At 56.4% G+C, this 17,122-nt stretch carries 17 protein-coding genes; 7 read left to right on the top strand and 10 right to left on the bottom strand.

Going from position 1 to position 17,122, the window contains the following annotated elements; translation table 11 throughout:
- Nucleotides 1–353: 353 nt before the first annotated feature.
- Together ACFQUU_RS17755 and ACFQUU_RS17750 are read right to left on the bottom strand one after the other, a co-directional pair.
- Complete coding sequence (locus tag ACFQUU_RS17755; protein ID WP_382249377.1) at nt 354–812, bottom strand: YaiI/YqxD family protein; 459 nt, start codon at nt 810–812, stop codon at nt 354–356.
- Between the two features lie 190 nt (nt 813–1,002).
- A complete protein-coding gene (locus ACFQUU_RS17750; RefSeq protein ID WP_382249376.1) occupies nt 1,003–1,239 on the bottom strand; it encodes a hypothetical protein in 237 nt (78 codons plus the stop codon).
- 847 nt (nt 1,240–2,086) lie between these two features.
- On the opposite strand from ACFQUU_RS17750, the gene ACFQUU_RS17745 reads away from it, so the two are divergent.
- Complete coding sequence (locus ACFQUU_RS17745; protein ID WP_382249375.1) at nt 2,087–3,223, top strand: carbohydrate-binding protein; 1,137 nt, start codon at nt 2,087–2,089, stop codon at nt 3,221–3,223.
- Nucleotides 3,224–3,355: 132 nt separating this feature from the next.
- Here ACFQUU_RS17745 and ACFQUU_RS17740 read toward each other — a convergent pair whose 3' ends face one another.
- Entirely contained in the window at nt 3,356–3,562 is a 207-nt protein-coding gene (locus ACFQUU_RS17740) for a hypothetical protein (protein WP_382249374.1), read from the bottom strand.
- Between the two features lie 244 nt (nt 3,563–3,806).
- Here ACFQUU_RS17740 and ACFQUU_RS17735 point away from each other — a divergent pair, with 244 nt between their 5' ends.
- The 3 genes from ACFQUU_RS17735 (at nt 3,807) to ACFQUU_RS17725 (ending at nt 6,106) form a co-directional block, all read left to right on the top strand.
- Nucleotides 3,807–4,166 (top strand): DUF1428 domain-containing protein, encoded by a 360-nt coding sequence (locus ACFQUU_RS17735; RefSeq protein WP_382249373.1) that lies wholly within the window; start codon nt 3,807–3,809, stop codon nt 4,164–4,166.
- 52 nt (nt 4,167–4,218) lie between these two features.
- A complete protein-coding gene (locus tag ACFQUU_RS17730; RefSeq protein WP_382249372.1) occupies nt 4,219–4,590 on the top strand; it encodes a VOC family protein in 372 nt (123 codons plus the stop codon).
- A 691-nt stretch (nt 4,591–5,281) separates the two neighbouring features.
- Nucleotides 5,282–6,106 (top strand): oxaloacetate decarboxylase, encoded by an 825-nt coding sequence (locus tag ACFQUU_RS17725; protein WP_382249371.1) that lies wholly within the window; start codon nt 5,282–5,284, stop codon nt 6,104–6,106.
- A 320-nt stretch (nt 6,107–6,426) separates the two neighbouring features.
- On the opposite strand, the gene ACFQUU_RS17720 is transcribed toward ACFQUU_RS17725, so the two are convergent.
- Nucleotides 6,427–7,230: a DUF1206 domain-containing protein gene (locus tag ACFQUU_RS17720; protein ID WP_382249370.1), complete on the bottom strand. Its 804-nt coding sequence runs from the start codon at nt 7,228–7,230 to the stop codon at nt 6,427–6,429.
- Between the two features lie 647 nt (nt 7,231–7,877).
- Between ACFQUU_RS17720 and ACFQUU_RS17715 the strand changes: the two genes are divergently transcribed.
- Both ACFQUU_RS17715 and ACFQUU_RS17710 read left to right on the top strand, forming a co-directional pair.
- Nucleotides 7,878–8,273 carry a hypothetical protein gene (locus tag ACFQUU_RS17715; protein WP_382249369.1) on the top strand — a complete coding sequence of 132 codons (396 nt, stop codon included), beginning with the start codon at nt 7,878–7,880 and terminating at the stop codon, nt 8,271–8,273.
- 120 nt (nt 8,274–8,393) lie between these two features.
- On the top strand, nt 8,394–8,732 hold the full coding sequence (locus tag ACFQUU_RS17710) for a hypothetical protein (RefSeq protein WP_382249368.1): 339 nt from the start codon (nt 8,394–8,396) through the stop codon (nt 8,730–8,732).
- Between the two features lie 268 nt (nt 8,733–9,000).
- Here ACFQUU_RS17710 and ACFQUU_RS17705 read toward each other — a convergent pair whose 3' ends face one another.
- The 4 genes from ACFQUU_RS17705 to ACFQUU_RS17690 form a co-directional block, all read right to left on the bottom strand.
- On the bottom strand, nt 9,001–11,538 hold the full coding sequence (locus ACFQUU_RS17705) for an NAD-dependent epimerase/dehydratase family protein (protein WP_382249367.1): 2,538 nt from the start codon (nt 11,536–11,538) through the stop codon (nt 9,001–9,003).
- 246 nt (nt 11,539–11,784) lie between these two features.
- Nucleotides 11,785–12,693, bottom strand: coding sequence for a sugar kinase (locus tag ACFQUU_RS17700; protein WP_382249365.1), 909 nt, complete (start codon nt 12,691–12,693; stop codon nt 11,785–11,787).
- Nucleotides 12,694–12,938: 245 nt separating this feature from the next.
- Nucleotides 12,939–13,103: a hypothetical protein gene (locus ACFQUU_RS17695; RefSeq protein WP_382249364.1), complete on the bottom strand. Its 165-nt coding sequence runs from the start codon at nt 13,101–13,103 to the stop codon at nt 12,939–12,941.
- Between the two features lie 33 nt (nt 13,104–13,136).
- Nucleotides 13,137–13,349, bottom strand: a complete 213-nt coding sequence (locus ACFQUU_RS17690) for a hypothetical protein (RefSeq protein WP_382249362.1) — start codon at nt 13,347–13,349, stop codon at nt 13,137–13,139.
- Nucleotides 13,350–13,689: 340 nt separating this feature from the next.
- Between ACFQUU_RS17690 and ACFQUU_RS17685 the strand changes: the two genes are divergently transcribed.
- Nucleotides 13,690–13,968, top strand: a complete 279-nt coding sequence (locus ACFQUU_RS17685) for a hypothetical protein (protein ID WP_382249360.1) — start codon at nt 13,690–13,692, stop codon at nt 13,966–13,968.
- Between the two features lie 676 nt (nt 13,969–14,644).
- On the opposite strand, the gene ACFQUU_RS17680 is transcribed toward ACFQUU_RS17685, so the two are convergent.
- Both ACFQUU_RS17680 and ACFQUU_RS17675 read right to left on the bottom strand, forming a co-directional pair.
- Nucleotides 14,645–15,460: a PRC-barrel domain-containing protein gene (locus ACFQUU_RS17680; protein ID WP_382249412.1), complete on the bottom strand. Its 816-nt coding sequence runs from the start codon at nt 15,458–15,460 to the stop codon at nt 14,645–14,647.
- A 180-nt stretch (nt 15,461–15,640) separates the two neighbouring features.
- A complete protein-coding gene (locus ACFQUU_RS17675) occupies nt 15,641–16,957 on the bottom strand; it encodes a PQQ-dependent sugar dehydrogenase (RefSeq protein WP_382249359.1) in 1,317 nt (438 codons plus the stop codon).
- Nucleotides 16,958–17,122 lie beyond the last annotated feature (165 nt).

Genomic DNA, 17,122 nt, shown 5'->3' with positions numbered 1-17,122 from the left:
ACGGGAAATTGAGTTCCGGTGCACATCACCGTTTCATGTCCGGTTCCTTGCCTGGATTTATCCCGTCTGGATGGCAGCACGATAGCAATTCCCGACGGACTCGCTCTTCGTCTGATCGGACTAACTTTCCGTGAAGCCTTCACTACCCCATTCCAGGGAGCTCGCTGCGATCGTCGACGTTGAAAACGGTGTTCTGAAAGCGGCTCGACGGGTCGTATTGCGACGCAGTCATCCCGTACCCGTATCTACAGCCGTACTTTATCGAGGAGATAGAGGAGGCGAATCGCCGATCGACCAGATTGAATAGAAGTTACCTGTACTTCTAATGTCCGCTTCAGGACATCGAACAGGCGCTATGGCAGTTTGCTCCTGGCCCGTGCGAGTTCGCGGTCGAGCGCATTGGCGAAGTTCTGGCGGTCGGCGTGGCTAAATGCGGCCGGGCCGCCAGTGTCGACACCACTGCTGCGTAGCTCTTCCATGAAAGCCCGCATCGTCAGTTGCTGAGCAATGGTGTCTTTGGTGTACCACTCGCCGCGCGGATTGAGCGGCAAACCGCCCTTCTCCAGCACCAGGGAGGCCAAGGGAATGTCGCCGGTCACGACGATGTCGCCGGGGCTGACGCGATCAACGATTTCGGCGTCGGCCGCATCGGCGCCAGCGGGGACCTGGAGCGCGCGGATGAAGCGCGAGCCCGGCACGCGGATCAACTTGTTGGCAACCAGCGTGACGTTGAGCTGCAGGCGTTCGGCCACCCGAAACAGGATGTCTTTAATGACAGCGGGACAGGCGTCGGCGTCGACCCAGATGTGCATGACAAATTGGATGAGATTAGCAGGATGATGCATTGTAACCGCAAGCTGTCTGGCCGATGCGTGGCACGAACTGCCAGTTCGAGTTGCTTGGCGCCCATGTCGCTCAAGCTCTGTGGTCGGTTGCTGATTTGCCTGAGTGCAAGCTGTTGGCCGTCTACAGCAGAAATGGTCTTCACTTGGACTGACCGCTTTACACCAGGCACCAGAAATAGAACATCATTTCGGCGTGCCTTTTGTAGTCATCTGCTGCAGCTGCGCCTAGCATGATCGCGTCGTCTCCTCGATCCAGCGCCTCTGGAAGCTCTCCTCCATTTCCAGCAGCAAGAGATATCGCTTCGCTCCCCATACGGAAGCAAAAAGGATTCTCACGATATCCGGATCTGGCTTTCCAGGCAGGTCCGCGCATGCCGCAATCGCCTTGATCCATTTTGTGCAGAGTTCCTCGAACACCCGTCGACGATGCTTGGGCTCCGCTATGAAACTTTCCAGTCGTAGCATCGCCACATCGAGTAAGAGGAGCCAGCATCCGTGCCACTGCAATTCACTTGGCACTCACCGACTAAATTGATGAAGGGTAAGAACAAGTTCCCATCTTTTCGGGCACGGATTGAGCGGAATCATTCAAAACCGCTTGCAAGGCTGGGGCGGCTGCACATAATAAATTTGCAGGACTCACTTTGATTTGTTTGGACTATTGCATCACTTAACGACTCGCAACCCCTGCCGCCTTGGCATGCAACCTTGCTAAACGGCACGCAGCAAGCGCGACTGAGAACCAAGGCCCGACCACCAGTGCAGATGGTGAGGCGGCACGGCTGACGAGACGGCGCATCCGTTGTTCGCCGAGCGCGCGTGCAGCTGGTGAAGGGTCGTTCAGCCAACAAGAACAAGGAGGCACAGCATGGTCAAGATCTTCATGCGTAGCGGCATTCCTTAGACTGTGAGTCTCAGATTGGCAAATGTATGCAACGTTTCCCTGGCCGGAGCTTGCAGTGCGTTCCCCGGCGGATTCACTGCCTGATTGCAGACCGCCGCAGTTCCAGCCCGGTCCTTCAGGTATCCGTGCCAAGCCCGCAAGAGGTCCGAGTCCGTCATCTGCCAGCAGGTGATTGTGGCGAAGCGCTCCACCACTACGCCGATCATCCGTTCGCCGCCAATTCCCCGAACTGCGATGGTGCCGTAATGGCTCCATCGTAACAACCTGTTAGCAGTCCGTTCCTTATCAGCCGAATCGTCGGGCAAACCATGCAATAACCACGAAAGGAATAAACATCATGAAAGCGCCATATTGGTCCAGGCTGTGCTCTCTAGGGATGATGGGCATCGTAGCAGTGCTGCTGTCTGGTTATAGTTTCGCGCAAAGCCTGACAGTAGACAGCACTGACAAGAACTCGGCACTCCGGTACAACATTCGCGCGCCGTTTGATCTGGGTGGCGTCGCGTCCAGTCCCATCGCGTTCCCCGGCGTGCTTGAGTGGACGGTGGATGGCCGGCGCATTGCGGTGTATCCGTCGATCCCTGGCAATGGACTTGACGTCGAACATAGCCATCCTGGTTCACATGTTGGGCCGAATCAGATCCATGTGCAGGGTCCGCTATTCGGCTACACCGATGTGACTGGTGGCATCGTCTATACCGTCATCGGTGGCGAGCCTGGAAGCGGGACTTCACGAATTATGGAGAAGGTCGACATTCGCAACAAGTCGGGCCAGCCGGTTGATCTTGGCAGCATCAATGGCCTGGGTTGGCTGCCGAATCCAAACGCCCCACACAATGCCAATCTGGAGGTTCCCGATATTACCGGATTGACCGTGACCGGCGCTACCATCGCATTCACTCAAGGCAGCGGCGTGGGCGCTAACGCGGCACCGCTGCTGACCGACCCTCCTTACGCCCCACTGACGATCTATCCTGCGGCCGCAATCTCTGGATTCAACTCTTTCCGGGTTCCCAGCGTCACGCTAGCATCGGGTGCCACCCTGACTATCATCACCGAGCTCAATGTCAGTAGGACCCCGCCTATCGAGGTTCCACCGGTCGCTTTTATTGAGGGAGAAAGCTTCTCAAGCTCGCGAGGCGCCACGATTGAAGGCACCTACCTCGCAAGCCTGGATAACGGCGACTGGGCGGCTTACGACCAGGTGAATTTTGGTGCCAACGCGACGGTATTCGAGGCGCTGGTCGCGGTTGACCCACAATTCGCCAACCAGAAACTGGAAATTCGCCTGGACTCACCGACCGGGACGAAGATCGGCGAAATGGTGATGCAATCGACAGGCAGCTTCTCCACGTTCGCACTGCAGCGAGCGACGCTGACGCAGCCGGTGGCCGGCGTACATAAGGTCTATTTAGTCGCCGTTGGCACCTACGGCGTGGGCAATGTCGACATATTCCGGTTCATTCCGGGATAAGGAGGTCGGCGCGCGCTGTCGCCGACTGCGACCGGTTCAGATGGACTCGATCTGCACGTCCGCATAGATAATGCAGGCGTGCAGAACCTTATCCAGACAATGGAGCGCCGCAGCCATCGCCTCGCAAACCTGTCACAAGCCGATCAAGCCCATCTGGAGCGCACGGCGTGTCGCTGAACCGGTCGTCACGAAAATTTGCGCGACATGAAACTTGGCGGTATGGCTGGCAATACCGAGCGTGCACACAATTTCACGTTTGACCAAGCCATCGGCCATCAACTCCAGACGCTCAGGCCATGCGCGAGGACGAATCAGATTGACTCCGGACTTGAGCTTCAAGCCAGCGTTAACGCAGTTGAAGTCTTACGCGATTGTGTAAGCCACACCGCTGTTTCCTTGCCGACTTTGAAAAATAAAGTCTGAACCAAGCTTGTATTTCAACGCCGCCTACATATACTGTGCATTCATACAGTATTCATCCCAGCCCGGCATCGAACATGTGCTGCAGGTAGGTTGTGTATTGTCTTTTCCACTGCCGGACTTTTCCGTTCCCTATGAGGATCGACGAATCAAGGAGATTGTAATGGCCTATGTAGATGGTTTTGTGCTGCCACTTCCCAAGACAAAGCTGGAATCCTATCGCGACATTGCGGCAAAATGCGGCGCCATCTGGCGAGAGCATGGAGCGCTGGAATTCCGCGAGTGCATCGCCGAAGACGTCAAGCCGGGCAAGCTGACTTCCTTTCCCCAAAGCGTCAATCTGGAAGCCGATGAAACGGTCGTGTTCTCATGGATCGTCTATACATCGCGCGAGCATCGCGACCAAGTCAACGACAAGGTAATGAAGGACCCGCGGATGGCCGAAATGATGAAACCGGAATTGATGCCATTCGACGGTAAGCGGATGATCTACGGAGGCTTCGAGATGATTGTTGATCTCTAGCCTTGCATGCGGCTCCGATTCCGATGGTCTTTCCTGATGAAAGGGCTTCCCAATGACTAACAACCCTGTTGGCTGGTTCGAGATCTACGTCCAGGACATGAAGCGCGCGAAGGCATTCTATGAAAGTGTATTTGGCGTGCAATTTACAAAACTCGACAGCCCCGAAATAGACATGTGGGCATTTCCCATGGATCCGGAGCGCTCTGGCGCATCGGGCGCCCTGGTGCGGATGCCAGACTTCTCCTCCGGTGCAAATAGTGTCTTGCCTTACTTCAGTTGCACGGATTGTGCGGCGGAGGCAGCGAAGGCGGAACGCTCCGGCGGCAAGGTGGAGAAACCAAAGTTTTCCATTGGCCAATACGGCTATATCTCCCTGATTCGCGATACTGAAAACAATATGATTGGACTGCATTCCATGCAATAAGACTTGCATTCTCCCCCGAGAGCGTGGCTTGAATGCCGAAAATGCAGGCGAGGACAAATTATTGCGTTTGGAGAGCACTCTCGTTCTTGTATCTTTCGCAATCATGTGTTTCAAACATGGCCTTCATGACTTGGTCTCCTTATTGAAGATATCGGGATAAAGACGGTATCTCGAACCGGGCAGATAGTCATCCGAACGATCCCAACCAGCGTTAGATCTAGGGCGGGTAAATGCCAACGTGCATAGCGATATCTACTAAGTCACCGTTAAGTTCACTGTACGGTGACTTTTTTATGGACAATCCATCGGCCCATTAGGTGAGCGGTTACGTCATTGCCCTTATTGGCCTTCAGGTTCGACTGATGGCACTGCGTGAGTAAATCACTGGCATTGGCTTATGCAAAGGTCCGCTGGTGGCCGGGATGCGCCTCATCGGCGAACGATGACGACTCCGTGGCGTATTGCAGCCACTGCCCGAAGAAGCCGAAACAGCCTGTCGCCACCTGAAGCGATCTGCGTCAGCTACAGTGATGTCAGCATCTTCAAAGCCATCGCTCTCGGTGCACAATTCATGCAGACGAATTTCGTCAATAATGTATTGGTACCGAGATCGGTTTTCCCGTCGCCGATGCGAAAACTGTCTGGGTGCAGCAAAACCACCAAGAGCATCCCCAACTACCAGGAGCCCAATATGTCACGTACCGTTGCTGAAAAACGCGCTGCCTTCCGTACACTGCACGCATCCGGCTGTTTCATGCTGCCGAATCCTTGGGACGTGGGAAGCGCCCGCTATCTTGCCAGCCTCGGCTTTTCCGCCATCGCCACCACGAGCGCGGGATTTGCATGGTCGACTGGACATGCCGATAATCATGTCACGCGCGAAAGTATTCTCGGCCATCTGCGCGTGATGGTCGAAGCGACCGATCTGCCCGTCAATGCAGACTTCGAGAACGGCTTCGGCGAAGATCCGGGCGGCGTGGCCGAGAGCGTGAAGCTCGCGGTCGCCACCGGAGTGGCCGGTTTGTCGATTGAGGACTCCACCGGCGATCCGAAGGCGCCTCAGTTTCCGATTGAGGTCGCGGTGGAAAGGCTTAAGGCAGCCCGTCATGCAATTGACGAGTGCGGCGGCGATACGCTGCTGATCGGCCGCGCAGAAAATTTCTTCGTCGGCGTCTCCGATTTGGACGATACGATTTCACGCTTGAAGGCTTACGCGGCCGCCGGCGCAGATTGCCTCTATGCGCCGGGCATACAGACCCGCGAGCAGATTGAAGCCGTGGTCGCCGCAGTAGCGCCCAAGCCTGTGAACGTGCTGGTCGGGTCGACGTCGGATTTCACGCAGGAGGAACTGGCCGCGCTCGGTGTGCGGCGCATTAGCGTGGGCGGCGGGTTGGCGCGGGCAGCTTGGGGAGGCTTCATGCGCGCCGCGCAAGCTCTCGCAAAGGGCCGCTTCGACGGTTTCACCGATGCCGCACCAGGCAAACAACTCAACGCCATGTTTCTCGGAGATGAGTAAGGGCAAAGAGTCCCGTTCGCATCTTTTCCATCTCCTTAAGTTTTAAGGAGCGGGCCGATGGCGCGCGAGCTGATCCGTTTAGAACGTTTGACCAGGCATGCGTAAGAGTGGTGAATTCACTATCTGTATGGTGAATACGTCGTTTCAACAGGCAGTTTGTGACCGGGATGCGCCTTATGGCAATTGATGGAAGTGGCGGCTCTGCGCCATTAGCCAACCATCGGTCGCATCGACCAGAAGTGTCGGACGCGACCGAGGCCATGTGCAAACTGATTACGGTTATTTGTCCTATTTGCTTGCGGCTCATCCGTTCCATGTTTTTAATCATGGTGTGCGATCGAGGTGTTTATACGACGATACGCCGCTTCCAGGAGACAGTAGATACCGAAAGCGAACAGGCCTGCGGCCACGATACCCAGTAACCATGGGCCATATGAGTGGTCACGTAACGCTTGCAGTGCGTCGGACGTTCCATCTATTTCGCGACCTTTAGCCATCCATGCGGCCTTTATCAATAGCCAGCCGATAATCAGCCACACCACACCCCGAGCAATCAGGCCAAACTGGCAAACCGGCCTTGCCCAGTTCCGCTTGTCGGCAGGAATACTCATATATTTTTCAAAGCGGGCGGTAACGCCTTTATAGATATGCGCAAAGCCCGTTGCTATCACGCCGAATCCAGCAATACCGAGCGCAATCTGACCCAGGTCCGTTGTCAGGAAACTACTTCCGTCGCTTTGCAAGGAACCATTCCCGGTGCCCGTCAATAGCTTGGCAGCCCAGAAGGCCAACAGGATATGAGTGACAGCGCTGATGAATAAACCGGATCGCACCGCTAGTCCTTTTCCTGTAGATCCATGTCCATCAGGATCTTTAAAACATTGGATCAGACGCCAGGTGGAATAGCCAAGCAGGCCTATGATGAGTAGGAAAATCATCACGTTTCCAAAAGGCTGTTCAAGGATTTTGAGTATGGCGCCTTTTGAATTTGTGGTCTGCCCTCCCCGCTCCCCAAAGGCGGTGAGCAATGCAAGGCCGCCGATCACCAGATAAATCACGCCTCTGGCGCTGTAACCCATCTGCGCCCATCTCTTAAGCTGCTGATCGAGTTCAACGTTATTCATATTCTGGCCTTTATAAGTGTCGACAGTGTGAGAGAACGAGAATTTGAAGAGGTGAACGTTCGCTGTCATTGCTCCCGATCGAGATTCTGAAAAAATCTTTAGTGTCACTTCACTGCATTATCGAAAAGGAGTACTTGATCCCCAGCGAATCGCGCGAGTGAAGAAGTCGCTCGTTGTCACATTTCATTTCGAATGATGACTTTGCAGCTTCGCATGACCAGAAGCACCGCCAAGACATCCTGCGAGCTTGGTACCGCCCGATATCCGTCTTTCCGTCCATTAGCTGACCACAATACGAATTAACATGTGGCAGTATGAGGATATCCTCCGATACATTGATGGTCTTTGCATACCCGCAAGACAGTGGGCGATGCGTAATGCTGTCAGGCAGCTTTGATTCCAGTATGGAAATTTCAGCTCGTGTCGTTTAGTTGACGCTACTGGTAGTGAGATGTGACAAGAGAACGGTCTGCCGAGATCTTGCGGTAACGCGATATGCGAAGTCCCTACCGTTTGACGGAGAAGTGCACGCCCATCTTGCTGTTGTAGGCGACCAGTGAATAAAGCGCGCATTGCAGGCGGAGTCTTTTTAAATACCCACGGGAAGTCAGCAGAACCGGATCATGTAATTTTGGTACCATTCCACAATGCGTAGCTTCGTCAACCGCTTTCTTGCTTATCTATTCCTGCTGCTGTTGCCTTTACAGTCCCAGGCAACCGTGGCTGTCCTGACTTGTTACGCTGAAATGCGGCACGCAACCGTCGTCGAGCATGCCATGGAAGACTGCCACGATGACGCCATAATCCAAGACTCTATGTCGGATGCCGGCACGCCGGATACCGAACAGCATGCTGGGTCGCCCCACTCTTCTCCTTGTGGCATGAGTAGCAGTTGCTTAGTGCTCGCAGCAAATGCCGTGCTCCCGGATACCCAGGTACTGCTGATTGAACCGGCGATACTGTTAGTCGAAATGACTGACGAATTCTACCTTTCCTTTATCCCAGACGCCTTGCAGCGCCCACCAAAGCCGACCCTGTCTTAAACAGATCCAGGTTCTTTGCAGGGGCGTCTTAAGCAGGCCGGCCAACAAGCCTTCGCGCTTAAGAGCGCTCTCTCATGCAGTAAAGCTGAGTCATGAACTCACAGATATCAGGAATTTGATATGAATATATTTTCGTTTTCTCCATTTGTTCCTGCATTACTTGCCGCCTCTGTTCTGTCAGGCTGTGCAGGTACGTCAGCTAACCCGGACAGTCAACAAGCGCCGATGGCAGCGCGCATGGCTGACCATCATAAAAAAATGGCTGGCGAAGGTTGCAGTTGTTGCGGCAGGCATAAAGAGGGGATGATGAACGACATGAAACAAGGTCAATCTTCCCCACAGCAAGGCGCGATGTGTATGCCGGGCAAGAACAGTACCGGCAAGTCCGGATGTGGTTGCTGCGATATGAGCATGATGGGCTCCGGCGGGCGTAGCTGCTGCGGGATGAGCCAACAATAGCGCTCATCCCTGATACCCATAGATAGGTAATATCGGGTCGGAAGCACTCAGCGAGTAATGTCGAGTGCTTCCATTGCGATCCTCCGTCGGGAGTTAATTGTCCACTCGCAGCGCCTCGACCTGGCCCGCGCGGCCTATAACGCCAGATCGCAAATCGCCGCCCGCGCCTGGACGTTGCGCGAAGACGAGCCGGTTGACCAAGCGATGATAAAGCGGCGCGTACAGGCTGGCGTGCTTCGCCGCGCCGATCGGTCGTCGGCCATCGTCGTCAGGCGCGGGCGTGGTGCGGCATGTGGAGCGGCACCTGCAGCCGCGCAATCCGATCCCAGCTGCCGAAATGCGTGGCGATACGGCCGAGCGGAATCGCCATCAAGACCAGGGCAATGCCGAACAACACGGATGCAACGGCTGCAACTCCGCTGTATCCGCCGATGACCCAGGGAGACGCAAGCAACCAGAGGCCGAAACCGATATTGACGAAGCGCAGCGGGCGCGCAACCTCGCCCCAGGCCATGATCGAGAACGTCACCACCAGCGAACCGACGATATGGTCGTTGTCAGCGGCAGCGCCGGCGGTATCGAACAGTAGCCTGGTGAACATCAGCGCGACGCCGATTGCCGTGCTTGCCAGCAGCGTCCACGGCGCACTGACTCCCGTAATGAACATCTCGCGCAGGATGGCGCCCGGCGAAGATTCAAAATTATCGGCATAGTCCGCGCTGCCACCGGCGACTGTATCGCCGCGCAGCAGCAGGTACCACAGTGGCCGGCCCTGTTTGCGCCGCACCTTCAGGAATTGCAGCGTGGCGAGGATCTCGTCGAAGGAATACGGGATCTGCAGCAGCATGGCCAGCGCGCCGATCAGGCACAACGTGCACCACGTCCCGATCACGATAGGTTGGATGATGATGAAGAACACGCTGACCGCACCCAGCGGGACGATCAGGATGCCGAACGCCAGCACCAGCCAGGGCATGGTCCGCCAGCGGCGCTTGTCCCCGATGATACCGGTAAGGATTTCCAGCACATACACCGTGGCGCCCAGGCCTGCGTCGGCCACCGGCCAGGCTTCCGAGACCGACGAGGTGACGATGCGCTCGGTGCCGTCGCCAAAGAACGGATCCCACGCAGCCTCGATGTGGCCGAGCTGAAATGCAGCCAGATAGCGTGAGATGAACAGACCGACGAAGGCGAGGATGATGATCGGCAGCCGGTTGGTCCAGCCCGATGGTGTGTAGTCCCATCCGGGCGGCGTGTCCGGTCCCGATATGCGTGCAATCGGGTTGATGCCGGGCGCCGACGGAATCGCCACGGCGAATACGATGATCAGCGCACCGACCAGCGTATCGTTGGCGTAGGCGGCCGCGCTCGGCGTCCAGAACAGCAATGGCGCAAACAACAGCCACAGGCCGAGGCCGGAGACCGTCCACCGCGCCCAGCCGGCATCCCGCGACAAGGACACCAATGCGAACAGGACGATCAACGCACCGGTCATCAGCTCGCTTAGCGTCATCCAGGTATCGGAGTACGCCAGGCCGCGGCCGGTCGGGGTGATCGGCGTGCCAGGCACCATCCAGTTTTGTGCCAGTCCGAACACAAAGGGACTACTCATCAGCCATAGGCCGAGCGCCATATTGGCGAAATGGCACCACAGCGTCTGCCGGTGCTCGAAACGGTCCAGTGCATGGTACTCCGCAATTTCCGCCGGGCTCGGCGAGGTTTCGTCGCGGGTTTCCTCCATCCACACCGGCAAAGGAATTTTGTTGCGTTTGTACCAGGCGGTGGGATCATGGCGCAATTCGCCCACCATCAAGGGCAATGCGCGACGCAGGCTGTGTTGCGGACGCCATTCGAGCAGGCGTTCCGCGCGCGAGATATCCAGTTCGTAGTGATCATCGGCGAGATCGACCATAAAGGGTTTGATAAAGGGCTCGATCCCGCGATCAATCGCGTCAAGGATCACGTCTTCCATCTTGTCCTGCAGCCACGCACCGGTGGTCGCTACCGGTTTGGGAATCCGACGTGTTTCCCATGGCTGGCCGTGCACGAGGCGGCCGATCAGGTTCTGCAATGCCTCATAGCTTTCCGTCACCGGTTCACCGATCAACAGCGCCGTTTCCCCCGGCAACCGCCCGCGCCGGTCCACCGCCGCGCGCACTGCACTGGCAACGTCTTCAATGTGCACAAAAGATTGCCCATGGGTTGGGTCACCGGGGAATACCCGGCTGAGCATCTGCCGTTCGTAAATGCGCTGGATCTGGTTTGCGAGCGACGGTACTTCGCACTGGTCCGTGTAGACCCCGGCGATGCGCAGAATCAGCGCGGGAATATGTCCGCGTTCCCCGGCGACCGTGCGCTCGGCATCCAGCTTCGACTGGGGATAAGGCCAGGCAGGCGCGAGCGGTGACTCTTCGTTGATCGGCTGGCCGGGCTCAGTTGGCGCATGGACCAGCATAGTGCTGGCATAGATGAACTGTTCGACGTTAAAGGACTGCAGGGCCCGCAGCAGGCGGCGCGTGCCCTTGACGTTGACTTCGTCGTACATCGGGTGCGGCTTACCGGAGAAATCATAAAAGGCGGCGAGATGGATGACAGATGCGATTCGGTTGCCATAGCGTTGCCGGAGATCGTTACATCCCTTGGCGAGTGCCTCGTCTGAGGTAATGTCGACCGTGATGCAGTTATCGCCCTTGCACTTGCGCTCGAAGCCGACGACCGTATACGTATCCTCCAGGGCGGCCGCAATCACACTGCCGATGCGCCCTTCCGCACCGGTAATCAACACAATGGGTTTCTGAGAAGCCATTCAGTCCTCCTGCAGTTGATCCTGGCAACCGCTGCAGGATGCATGCCATTCTTGCTCGTGCGCTGCGCAAGGACAAAACCGAGCGACCAGGATTTCCTTGCATCATTCCCTTTGTACAAATGTTCCAGGTGTTTGCAGGATTTACATTACTGCCGAGTCACGTCTCCCGTCGGACCATGAGCGCATTGGTCTGCTGCTCGCGCCGCTATCGGTTTGACGGCGCGAAAAGCCGCCAGGTGTGCAGTCTTACTCATCGATAATCGCCCCGGCTACGCGTATCACTCTCGCGGCCAGGTATGCACCAGCCTTTGCGGCATCACCGGGAGATGCGCCGTCAAGCCGTGCGGCGAGATAGGCGGCATTGAACGAGTCGCCTGCCGCCGTCGTGTCGACCGGATTAACCTTTTCCGCAGGCACATTCAGCATACCGTTCATTGCCCCGGTTTGTACCAGGCATCCGTCCTTGCCAAGCTTCACGACGGCCTCCATTGGCCCTGCGGCGAGAGTGCGAGACATTGTCTCGGCCGCGGATGCGTCACCATGCAACTGCGCTTCATCGTCGTACGTGACGAGCGCGTGCGTGACTACGGCGAGTGCGCAATTGGTCCAGTGGAGTGCCTCGTTCCTGCCCTGCCACAATCCTGGCCGATAATTGCTATCGAACCCGACCCAACCGCCGTTAGCCTTCACCGAGGATGCCAATGTGAGCAGCCGTTTGCGCCTGCCATCGTCCAAGATGGCGAGGGTGATGCCAGAGAAATAAAGCATGCCGCAAACGCCAACGCGCGACAGGAGCCTGTCGAAATGCGCTGAATCGAGCATCTGCCGGGCCGCCGATTCGTTCCTCCAGTAGAGGAAGGACCGCTCCCCACCCTCAGAAATTTCGATCAGGTACATCCCGGGCGGTGTGGTTCCTGCGGACGTGACGTAGCCGACGTCCACACCGTGTTTGCTTGCTTGCGCCAGTAATGCCCGGCTCATGCTGTCCGTGCCGACCGCGCTCACGAAACAGGTTCGGCGGGCCGGGGCAGACCTGTGGAAATAGACCGCGGTGTTATAGACGTCGCCGGCAAACGATTGGCGCAACAGACCCTCGCCTGCCCGTCGAAGTTCGATCATGCATTCTCCGATGAACCAGCATTCGTTGGCATTCATTGTCTTTGCCTGCCCTCCTGTCGAATCTTATGCCACGGCACGAGGCTGTGATCTGCATGGACTACCAGCAACTAACATGCCCGTCGCGGCATTTGCAGTGAACCCAAAGAGCCAAAGAGCAATACATTGATTTCGTGGTTGAGTATATGCTTGATTCAAGAGCAAGGACACCAGAATACCGGCCACGACAATCCCAAAATTGGAGGCAAAGTCATTCAAACTCATGGTCCATGCCGCACGCAGATTTACCTCCCCGCGTCGGAATTTTTTAGCAACTTGATGCACAAGGCATTGATCATTGCCGATGCCAGCGCCATGATCATCATCAGGTAGCCAGTTGGATCGGACCCGTTGATAAAACGGTGGATCGCGTCCGCCGCCACGCCAATGGCCAGAACCAGCAGCATCACGTCCGTGATGCTTGCCGCCCTCGATTTCCATAGTTAGGAGCGCGATACCGCGAAGTAACTCACTGCGTAAGTCAAGGCATCGGAGGTGTTATCCAGCGCATTGGCAAGCAGCCCGCTGGAATCTGCAAGGAGACCGCCAGCAAGCAAGGCTGCAGCAAGTCCGGCGTTGAGCAAGAGAACCTGCAGAAGAACACGCCGTTCGGCATCATCCTTTGGCATGTGTCCGGAGTGATACCCAGTACTCATGAATGAAAATCGTCTCCTGTCCAGTCCGTGCACTGCGGCGTGACGCAATGCGTGACGCAATTCCTGCGATGACCATCCATTTCCGGCAACGTCACACTCCCCCGCCGCCGCATTGCCATTGCTTTCCCTCCGTCGTGAAAATAGTCGAAAGATATAAATATGGCCGGCGGGCATAGCGTCGGTTCTGCCATGTCGCAGTTGCACCTTCCTGCGCGATAGAGACCACACTTCATAGCGAGGGAACCTAATCGGCCATCACAATTCAATCAGCCTATAGGCGGTTCCTTTTCATTTTGCCGGACCATTTTCCGGGACCGTAGCGCCTGACTGGGGGAACAGCATGGTGGAAATTTTGATGGTACTCGTGGCGGGACTGCTCCTCGCACTGGCACTTTATGCACAGATGGAAATAGGACACTTCACCGCAGGGACCATTCGCGCAGGTGTGGCGCGGACGATACTTGTCGTGGTCGGCATTGGATTTGGCCTTACCTCGGCAGCATCAGTGGATGGCGCCCCTTCGAAAATTCTGGCGCTGCTGATTGGTTTTGGTACGGTCCATGTGCCCGCCGCAGCCATTTTATTTATCAAAAGGCAACGAGGATCGCGCAAGTCGTAAGCACAATCTTACTGTACCGTACAAATTCCACGTGCCACCACAGGCAGCATGCGTACCTACAGCAATGCCCCTGAGCTTGTGTCATCAGTCACGCAGATTTCCCAATTTGTCATTGAAACGATATGTGCGCCCATCGCGATACTTCCAAAGATTCCACTCTGCCGGGTGCTCAGTGCCCGCCAAACCGGGAGCAAGAAATTCCGAATGTCCCTGCTCCGCAGCCGGAGATCGATCCCAATCGGACGCCGAACCCTGAGATGCCCGGACGTCCGTCGGATCCCGCAGTCCCACCCGGACCGGACGACGGTACAAACACCCCGTATCCTTCGCCACCCACTGCGCCGCCTCCGATTCCTGAGCACGTCTGACAACATAGTCAAGACCTTACCGATCAAACACCTCGTGGCAGGCCAATGGATGACACTCAAGCGGAGTCGCCGGACGATCCCGAGGTGCACACGTCTCTTTGAGCCTCCCTTTGTGTTAGCCGCACCGGCACGAAAATTAGCATGCTCCAATAGACATAACGTTGGATGGAAATGAGATCGCCGGCCTTTCGGATCTGTTCACTGCTCCCAAGATTCATGAGTAGACATGAGTGAGCGAATCTCTGAATTCTTCATTCAAGCGCGGTCGGTAATATGCCGGCAACTCGACGCCGACAGGGGTCTTTGCATCAGTCGATCCTGCCTTGCCGCCGGGTTGCTGCCTGCTCAGAGGTGAAGGGCGGCATTTCCGAGAACCCGTGCGCGTGGCGGTACACCTCCTCGTATTCCGCAGCCGTCGAATGCCGTTCGTCATACTCGGGGCTCTGCTCGATCGCGGATCGTGTCAGATTAACGTTGACCTGCTTCTTGTTCCAGCTGACGCGCTCAATGCGCGCCGGAGATATGAGCACATGCTTTCCGGGCCACCAGTTTCTGGTATCGATCACCAGATGAGAGATCGACCAGTCTTGATCATTGAACAAAAAATCATCCACGTGACCAATGTCATCGTCGGTAGCTTCAATGCGATATCCGACCACTTCGTCCTTGCTTCGAAGATGAGGGTCGTCATCCGATGAATCGGACTGCGCCTGTCTGCCATGCTCTGGTTGCATCACTGATTGGGCGATCGCGGGATCTGCGATCATCGGAAACGCCGTATATCCCCAGATATAGGGACCTGACCAATAATAGGGATAGCTATAGTAGTTTGCCAATGCTGCTTCATGTTGCCGCGAAACCGGTTTTGCCGTCTCGATTCCGGGGCTATCTTCCACCTGCTTCCGGCTCAGCTTCACGATGACCTCCTCACGCGTCCAGTCCACTTCGTGAATGGATACGGGGGACACCAGAACACGACGGCCGCTCAACCAGCCACCCGTATCCACTTCAAGATAACGAACCACCCATCGCTGGTCATCAAAATAAATATCCTTGACCTTGCCTATCAATCCGTCTGACGTCATGATCGGGAAGCCGTCGAGCGCCTTCAGACTACGCAACATGATCAATCCTCCTATATAACGTAATGCAGCTCTACAAATGGTGGATAAACTGCGCAAGCGGACACAGCAACCAGAAACTTTGCAATAGGTTGCAGACACGTGTAGACGATTGCAATACCAGACCGCCTCCGGCACCATGCATTGCAATTGCCAAAGCCGCTAGCGGGGCGCGACATCCATTCACCGCGCCGCCGTTACGCGCCAGATGACGTTACCCACATCGTCCGAGACCAGCAGCGCGCCCGTACGGTCAGTGGCGATGCCAATCGGACGGCCAAGTGCCTTGCCGTCGTCTGAGAGAAAACCGGTGAGCACGTCCGTAGCCGGCCCGGAGGGCTTCCCATCTTTGAACGGCACGTATATCACCTTGTAGCCGCTATGGGGTCTGCGATTCCATGAGCCGTGCTGCGCGACGAAAGCCCCGCCCGCATATTGCTGCGGCAACTGCTTCCCTTCATAAAACAGTATGCCAAACGAAGCGGTATGCGCGCCCAGCGCATAGTCGGGTACGATCGCCGACGCAACCAAATCCGGCCGTGGCGGCTTTATCCTCTCGTCCACGTTTTGTCCGAAATAGCTATAAGGCCAACCGTAGAAACCACTATCCTTAACTGTCGTCATGTAATCGGGAACAAGATCACTACCTATTTCATCACGCTCGTTAACCGTAGTCCAGAGCGCTCCGGTTTGCGGATGCCATGCTAGGCCATTCGGGTTGCGCAGTCCTGACGCAAAGAGACGGGAGGTACCTCTTGAGGGATCGACTTCCAAAATCGCGGCCCGGTTGACCTCGTTCTCCATCCCCACTTCACCGACATTGCTGTTCGAGCCGACGGTAACGTACAGGCGCGAGCCGTCACAGCTGGCGATGACGTTCTTCGTCCAGTGATGATTGATTCGTCCGGCCGGCAGATCAACCACTTTAACGCCAGGCTCCTTGATCTGCGTTGCGCCAGGCTTGTACGGAAAGCGAACCAGGGCATCGGTATTGGCCACATACAGTGTGTCGCCAGCCAGTGCCATGCCGAAGGGTGAGTTCAGCCCTTCAAGAAACGCCGTTCGTACTTCCGGCTTTCCATCTCCGTTCGCATCGCGCAGCAGGGTTATTCGATTGGCGCTCGGCACGCCGGCACCGGCACGCTTCATTACTTTCTTCATGATCCATCCAACGATGCCAGACCGGGCACCTTCAGCGTCGGACGGACGGTTGGATTCGGCTACCAGAACGTCGCCATTCGGCAGCGTGTAAAGCCAGCGCGGATGGTCTAGGCCGCTGGCGAATGCGGTGACCGCCAATCCTGGGCTTGCCTGTGGCACCGCGCCATCCGGCCAGCCCTCGGCTGGGGCAATATTGACCGTCGGAATCAAGCCTTTCACCGGCACCGGAAGCTTCGGATTTTCTCCCATACCCGCTTCCACGGGAAGTTTTGCCTGCTCCGCGCAGGCGCTCAACAACGCTGTCCCGACTAAGATAGTCAAATAACGGCCTGCACGCATGATCGCTCCAGAATTGGGAGAAAACCGGCTCAGACAGAGGACTTCCTTTAAAGACAATATAAATGGCTAAGGGTTCGCTGTTGCCGATTGTCCAGCAATAGCGCGCCACGTTAAGACAGACGATGCGTTTTGCAACAAATTAAGGGATATTTCTGCACTCTACCG

Source organism: Herbaspirillum sp. GCM10030257 (assembly GCF_042666555.1).
In the GTDB taxonomy this organism is placed as follows: Bacteria; Pseudomonadota; Gammaproteobacteria; order Burkholderiales; family Burkholderiaceae_D; genus Noviherbaspirillum.
This window is presented reverse-complemented; position numbering and strand designations above follow the sequence as displayed.